General features: G+C 71.5%; 3 protein-coding genes. All 3 read right to left on the bottom strand.

Going from position 1 to position 4009, the window contains the following annotated elements:
• Nucleotides 1–432: 432 nt before the first annotated feature.
• Complete coding sequence (locus ABZV34_RS37485; protein WP_356287170.1) at nt 433–1572, bottom strand: Fic family protein; 1140 nt, start codon at nt 1570–1572, stop codon at nt 433–435.
• 87 nt (nt 1573–1659) lie between these two features.
• Nucleotides 1660–2985, bottom strand: a complete 1326-nt coding sequence (locus ABZV34_RS37480) for a DEAD/DEAH box helicase (protein WP_356287173.1) — start codon at nt 2983–2985, stop codon at nt 1660–1662.
• Between the two features lie 345 nt (nt 2986–3330).
• Nucleotides 3331–3927: an RNA 2',3'-cyclic phosphodiesterase gene (thpR, locus tag ABZV34_RS37475; protein ID WP_356287167.1), complete on the bottom strand. Its 597-nt coding sequence runs from the start codon at nt 3925–3927 to the stop codon at nt 3331–3333.
• Between the last annotated feature and the right edge of the window lie 82 nt (nt 3928–4009).

Here is a 4009-nt window from a genome sequence, read left to right as displayed (position 1 = left end):
GTCTCCGTGGCCGACCTGGCCCGCGACGTCAGCACCGGCTCCGGCCCGGACGCACTGAAAGGCGTCAGCGTCTGGCTGACCTCGGCTGAGGGCTGAGGGCTGTCCCTGATCCCGGCGGGCACGCGGCGCCGGTTACGGCGTCGCGCCGTGTGGCCGCGTCGCGCGAACGCCGTCCGGTAGGAGGCCGCCCCTCCGCCTCGCGATGCACCGCGTCCGACGCCGCGCCCTGATCCACCGGGGGCACGGGGCGGCCCTGAGGCCCGCCGCGCCCACGATCCGGGCCTGAGCCCACAGGCCGCGATCGGCGCCTGGGACCCGTGCTCGCCCGCCGCGGCCGCGGGGAGCCGGGATCCATCCGCCGGAATGCACCCACCGGGACGACAGGTGGTCACGCCGCCGGCGAGACGACCGGCGCCCTTTGGCCGGTCCGTTCTACCCCTGGTAGGGGTCGCTGATGATGTGGCGGCGGCCGGCGGTTTCCAGCACGCTGCGGGGGAAGTGGGGGCCTGCCACGTAGTAGCGGGCCTTGGTGTTGCCGACCGGCGTCAAAAGGCCCGCTCTGGTGAGTGCCTGGATGTCCCGGGTGGCTTGCTGGTTGGTGAGCCCTTCCGCCTTCTCGTAGCGGGAGCGGCGCACCCGGCCTGTCATGGCGACCTCGTGCAGCGCCGTGATCTGACGTTCGGTCATGTGCAGATGGTCGGCCTGCTCGTCGAGGCGGAGCCAGCAGTCCGCCGAGCGCTGTACCCGGTGCTGGACGCGTTGCGACTGCTGGTGGTAGGCGCGCAGATTGAATCTGACCCACGGCAGAGTGTCGCGTTCGGGGGAGTACACCGGGCCGCCCACCTCCCGCAGCACCTTGTAGTAGTCCCAGGTGTTCCCGGGCATGCCGAGCCACTCCTCGATCGAGGAGAACTCCGGGGCGAGGACTCCTTCGCGTGCGATCAGGAGCGTCTGCAGACTGCGGGACATACGGCCGTTTCCGTCGATCCACGGATGGATCTTCACCAGATTCAGGTGGGCCATCGCGGCACGCACGAGGGGGTGGGTCTCGAGGTCTCCGTGATTGAGCCAGTCGACCAGTTCGCTCATCAGCTGAGGGATTCTGTCCTCGTGTGGGCCTTCGTACTCTGTGGCGTGCGGGTCGCCCGCGGCCGAGATGAAGATGGGTTTGCGGCGCCACTGGCCGGCGGGCCGGCCGGCGTGGTGGCTCTGCAGTATCCAGTGCAGGGCGTTGAGGAGGCCTTTGGAGTACTCGAAGTCCTCCACGTTCCACAGTGACTGGATGTAGGTCATCGCCTGCTGATAGGCGACGGTCTCTCTCTTGTTCTCCTCGCTCGCGTCGACGACCTCGCGCTCGCCGTCCATGAGGTCTGCCACGTCCCGGGGGTCGACCTGGTAGCCCTCGATCGTGTTGGACGCCGCGATCGCCGAAGCGGTCAGGGATCGCCGCAGGTCAGCAGTCCATTTCATGGGGCTCTGCTGCACGAACTGCCGTAGTTCCCGGCGCATGTGGGCGATCTCGTCGAGAACGCGGTGATCGACGGCCGCGAGGCGCGGGATCTGGTAGAGCATGCTGAATGATACCCAGTGGGTATCATTCAAGCAATCGACGAGAGCAACCGTGTACCGCCGCCGCCGCTCCGGCAGGCCCGCGCGGTGTCAGCGGCCCTTGCGCACCCGGGCCGCCGCGCGGGCCTCCGCGACCTTGCGGGCCTCGGAGGATTTACGGGACTCCTTGGCCGGACGGGTGCCGAGACCGCCGAAGGGGACGTGACCCTGGCCCTTCGCCCCGGCCGGCGGCCGCTTCGCCCCGGTGATGGCCGTCAGCGCCTCCTCGCCGGAGCGCACCTGCGTGACCGTCGGCCGGATACCTGCCTCGGACATCAGCCGGTTCACCTCGCGCCGCTCGCCGTGGGTGACCAGGGTGACCACCTTCCCGGACTCCCCGGCGCGCGCCGTACGCCCGCCCCGGTGCAGGTAGTCCTTGGCGTCGGCCGGCGGATCGACGTTGACGACCAGGTCGAGCGCGTCGATGTGAATGCCCCGCGCGGCGACGTTGGTGGCCACCAGCACGGTGACCTCACCGGCCTTGAACTGGGCGAGCGTGTGCGTCCGCTGCGGCTGCGACTTCCCGCTGTGCAGGGCGGAGGCCCGTACGCCACTGGCCCGCAGATGCCGGGTGAACTGGTCCACGGCCGCCTTGGTGTCCAGGAACATCAGCACCCGGCCGTCCCGTGCCGCGATCTCGGTCGCCGTCGCGTACTTGTCGGCGCCGTGCACGTTCAGCACGTGATGTTCCATCGTGGCGACCGAGCCGGCCACCTGGTCGACCGAGACGACGACCGGCTCGTGCAGATAGTCCCGGACCAGCTGGTCGACGTTGCGGTCGAGCGTGGCGGAGAACAGAAGCCGCTGACCGTCGCCGCGGACCTGGCCGAGGATCTCCGAGACCTGCGGCAAAAACCCCAGGTCGCACATCTGGTCCGCCTCGTCCAGCACCGTGATCCGCACCTGGCCCAGATGACAGTCCCGCCGGGACACCAGGTCGGCCAGCCGTCCCGGCGTCGCGACGACGACCTCGGCGCCGGTGCGCAGCAGTGCCGTCTGCCGGTTGATCGACAGACCGCCGACCACCGTCGCGAGGCGCACGTTCAACATCCGCGCGTACGGCGCCAGCGCATCGCTCACCTGCTGCGCGAGCTCCCGGGTCGGCACCAGGACCAGTGCGAGCGGCCGCTTCGGCTCCGCGCGCAGACCCGCCGTCCGCACGAGCAGCGCGAGCCCGAAAGCCAGCGTCTTGCCGGAACCGGTCCGCGCGCGGCCCAGGACGTCACGTCCGGCCAGCGCGTTGGGCAGAGTCGCCGCCTGGATCGGGAAGGGCTCCGTCACCCCGAGGCCGCTCATCGTCCCCACCAGCTCCGGGGGCAGCCCGAGCGCGTCGAAGGAAGCGGCCGGCGGCAGACCGGCGGAGGCCGCCTGCGGCATCGGGAGCTCACCCGCCGGCGCCGTCGCCGGCTGGTGCTCGCCGGCACGGGAGAGTCCGGAGACTGGCGGCTTCGCGTTCATGGGGAACCTTCCTCGATGCGACGCCCGAAAAAGCGCCGGGGCCCGTACCCCTTCGGTACGGGCCCCGGCGACATCGAAGCGTGTCCCTCATTTTACCAGCGGGGCCCCGGCCGTCCGCCGCCCCGACCGGTCCGTAGGGACACCGCGCGTTCCGGAGGCGTGCCGCGTCCGCCACCGTGTGCCTCGCCGCCACCCGGACGGGCCGGGACCCGGCCCGACCCACCCCGCGACACGGGCAGGGCGCCTCGCGACCTCCCCGTCCGTTCAGGAGCCGGTGGTGCTTTTGTCGCCGAGGGCCCATGCGGCGATGTCGCGGTAGTGGATCGGTCCGCGGCTGCGGCCGGCGTTGCTGCCGACCAGGTGCAGACGTTCGGCAGGCCATCCGCGGCCGGTGAATCCCGCGAACCCCTCGGCGATCTCTTCCGCCGAGGACCGGTCTCCCCGGCGGGCGCGCGCCAGCGTCAGATGGGGGCGCAGGGGCCGGTCCTCGAAGGCGATCCCGCAGTTCTTGACGGCGGTGCGCACAGCGGCGGCGAGCATCCGCAGCCCGTCGAGGTCTCCGTCGATTCCGCTCCACAGCACCCGGTCGTCGAAGGTCCCACTGCCGCGCAGTGCCAGAGGGAGGGGCTGGTGGTCGGCCGCCAGGCCGGCGAGAGGCGGTCGCAGGAGCGGAACCGTCCCGGCCGGCAGCTCCCCGAGGAACGCCAGGGTGATGTGCCAGTCCTCGATGCGGTTCCACCGCATCCGAGGGTGGGTGTCGTAGGCGGGCCGCAGCTCCCGGGCCAGTTCTTCCTTCGCGTGGTCGGGCGGGGCGAGGGCGATGAACACGCGCACGGTCGCCGGCTGAGTCTGGTCGTTCACACCGGACTTCCTACCGCACCCGGGTGGCGGGGGCGACGGCCCGGGTACCGGGGGGCGAGGGCGGCCCGGCCCGGTGCGGGCC

It is taken from the genome of Streptomyces sp. NPDC005195 (assembly GCF_040608315.1).
Classification (GTDB): domain Bacteria; phylum Actinomycetota; class Actinomycetes; order Streptomycetales; family Streptomycetaceae; genus Streptomyces; species Streptomyces kaempferi.
The sequence above is the reverse complement of the archived record's forward strand: the minus strand, read 5'-3'. Positions and strand labels throughout refer to the sequence as shown.